Origin of the sequence: uncultured Boseongicola sp. (assembly GCF_937988555.1) — a bacterium.
GTDB lineage: Bacteria > Pseudomonadota > Alphaproteobacteria > Rhodobacterales > Rhodobacteraceae > Boseongicola.
In genome coordinates this window covers 1-2,703 of the sequence record NZ_CALJXO010000333.1, presented here as the reverse complement: position 1 = coordinate 2,703, position 2,703 = coordinate 1, and the positions used below count along the sequence as shown (strand labels likewise).

At 59.2% G+C, this 2,703-nt stretch carries 3 protein-coding genes; all 3 read right to left on the bottom strand.

All coding sequences use genetic code 11. The annotated features are described in order from the left end of the window. Window positions 1–466, bottom strand: a 466-nt coding sequence (locus Q1B15_RS19765; protein ID WP_299757114.1) for a histidine phosphatase family protein, incomplete at its 3' end; no start/stop codon positions are given. Next, complete coding sequence (locus Q1B15_RS19760; protein WP_299757112.1) at window positions 463–1,566, bottom strand: ABC transporter ATP-binding protein; 1,104 nt, start codon at window positions 1,564–1,566, stop codon at window positions 463–465. The genes Q1B15_RS19765 and Q1B15_RS19760, both read right to left, overlap by 4 nt. Next, window positions 1,563–2,703, bottom strand: a 1,141-nt coding sequence (locus Q1B15_RS19755) for an ABC transporter permease subunit (protein ID WP_299757109.1), incomplete at its 5' end; no start/stop codon positions are given. The genes Q1B15_RS19755 and Q1B15_RS19760, both read right to left, overlap by 4 nt.

Sequence of the window (2,703 nt, the reverse complement as noted above, 5' to 3'; positions counted from 1 at the left end):
CAAGGAAGGCGACCATGGCGGCACGGATCACCCCGCTGTGGACGACAGCCAATAGATCGCCGTCAGTCTTTTGAAGCCAGTCGCGCAGGCCGTCCGCCACGCGGGTTTCAAATTGCTGCCATGTCTCGCCGCCTTCCGGATGGAAGGTGCCCGCGCGCCACGCCCAATAGTCGTCAGGGCATTCGGCTATCAGCTCCGGTTTACGTTGACCCGTCCAGGCCCCCATGTTTAACTCGCGCAAGCGGATGTCGTCGGGCGCATCCGCGAACCCGATCAGGTCCACCGTTTCGCGGCATCGGCCCAAGTCAGACGAGACCACCTGTTTGGGGTTCAGCGCCGCGATCATGGTTTTGAAAGCCAAAGCCTGCTGAATGCCGCGCGGCGACAGCGGGGCGTTGTCATGTCCCTGCAAACGCTGTTCTGCATTCCAGATCGTTTCGCCGTGGCGCATCAGGATCAGTCTCACTCAGTCACCCTCCGGCCATCGGCATCAAACACCGCGTCAGGATCGCGCAGGAAACACAGATCAATCTCAGCTCCAGGATCGGCGCGGAAAAATCCATCAACGATGGCAGTCACGCGCAAATCACCTATCAAGCAGGTCACCATGGATTGGCCTGCGATCGGCGCGGATTCCGCATAGGTCGCCTTGACCGTCGGGCGGCCATCTCGTCTGCCAACAGTGATATCCTGCGCCCGATACAGCAGTTGCGCCGTGTCCAGATCCGGCGCAATCGCGGTAGGCGCAAGGTTGACGCCATTGAACACAAAATCTTCACCATTGCACGTGACCGGCACAAGATTGCCCGCAGGCGTGCCGAGAAACGTCGCCACAAAGGTGGTTTGTGGCTTGAGCAGCAATTCATCAGGCGGGCCGAATTGTTCGACCCGACCATCGCGCAAGACGGCAACATGGGTCGCCATTGTCATCGCTTCGACTTGGTCATGGGTGACGTAGACCGAGGTCGCCTTGGTGCCGCGATGAATGCGCATCAATTCGCTGCGCAGATCCACACGCAGCTTTGCATCAAGGTTCGACAACGGCTCGTCCAGCAGCAGGATACCCGGACGCGGCCCAATGGTGCGCGCGATCGCCACGCGCTGTTGCTGCCCACCGGAAATTTCCGCTGGATATCGGTTGCGCAGCGCCTCAATGTCGAGGAACTTCAGCACCTCGTTGATACGCTCCTCGCGCTTTTGTTTGGACCAACCGGCCACCTTAAGCGGCCAGTCAATGTTACCTTCCACGGTCTTGTGGGGCCAGAGGGCGTAGCTTTGAAACACAAGACCGGCGTCGCGGGCGGCGGCGGTGGTTTGCACTCCCGACGCACCGCCGGACACAATCTTACCACCAAAAGAAATCTGCCCCTCGGTCGGCGGTTCCAACCCAGCTAGCATCCGCAGTAGCGTGGATTTTCCGCAACCCGACGGCCCGACAAGAACAAGGAATGCCCCGGGTGGGACCCTGATACTCACGTCATCTACGGCCGTGTTCCCATCGAACCGTTTTGTCAGATGCTCAATCGCGATTGCGGGCGTTGTGCTGATCTGGTCCTGAGCACTCATGCTGATTTCCATCCCTGTATTTTGTTTTGCAAAAGGTAGACCAGCGCCGAGGCGATCAGGCAGATTACAAGAATGACCAGCGTGATGGCATTGGCAAACTGCATGAAGCCCAGTCCGGCATAGTTGAAGGCCATCATGCTCAACACCGGTGTGGTGGAGCTGAACAGCAGCACCACCAACGACAGGTCGCGCACAATCTTAATAAAGACCAGAATACCACCAGCTAGGATGCCGCGCACGGCCAAAGGCAGTACGATTTCTGTCATGCGCCGGATCGGACCGGCACCGGTCATCCGCGCGCTTTCCTCGATATCGCTGGATATCTGACTGAGGACTGCGCGCCCGGATTGAACAGCGTAGGGCATTAGGTTCGCCGTAGCGGCCAGAACCAGCAAAGTAAACGTGCCATAGAGTGCCGGAATTGGACCCATAGACGTGCCATACATCGCGATATAGGCGGCCGCCATGGCGATGCTGGGGATGAACAGCGGCAGGAACGCAAGCTGGCTGAGCGTATTGCCAAGGAAGGTGCCTTTGTAGCGCACGATCGTATGGGCAATGACCAACCCGACCAGCATCGTTGTCGCCGCGACCGTCAGGCCAAGACGTATGGTCGTCAGGATCGAGCCGAGCAAGATCGGATCGCGGAAGATGCCCGCCTGGCCCTGGGCAAGGTCCGTGCCGGCAGGTCCGATCCAGAAATGCAAAGTCCAGTTGGAAAACAGGCCACCGGATTGCTCTGCCATGCTGGACGCGAATAACACGAGGACGGGTATGACTGTTGTCATCATGCCAAGAGCCACAGCGGCAAAGAATAGCGGCCAGCGCCATTTGCCAAGCGCGAAGCGTTTGGTGCGCGCGCCTTTTCCGGTCACGGTCGTGAACGCCTTGCGTCCCGACACCAGCCGGTCGCTGAAGAACAACAGGGCGGCTGCGGCAAGGATCAGGATCAACGCCAGCACGTAGCCGCGTTCAATATTGCCGGTCTGCACCATGCCATAAATGCGGGTGGATAATGTTTGCATCCGCACCGGTGCGCCCAGCAGGGCCGGAGCTGCGAAGTTTGAAACCGCGCCAGCAAATGTCAACATGCCGCCAGCGACAAGGGCGGGTGTCACCACGGGAAGGACAATTCCA

Bases quoted from the DNA above. Each gene is read 5' to 3' on its own strand.
- Q1B15_RS19760 (WP_299757112.1), bottom strand. From the start codon at position 1,566: ATGAGTGCTCAGGACCAGATCAGCACAACGCCCGCAATCGCGATTGAG.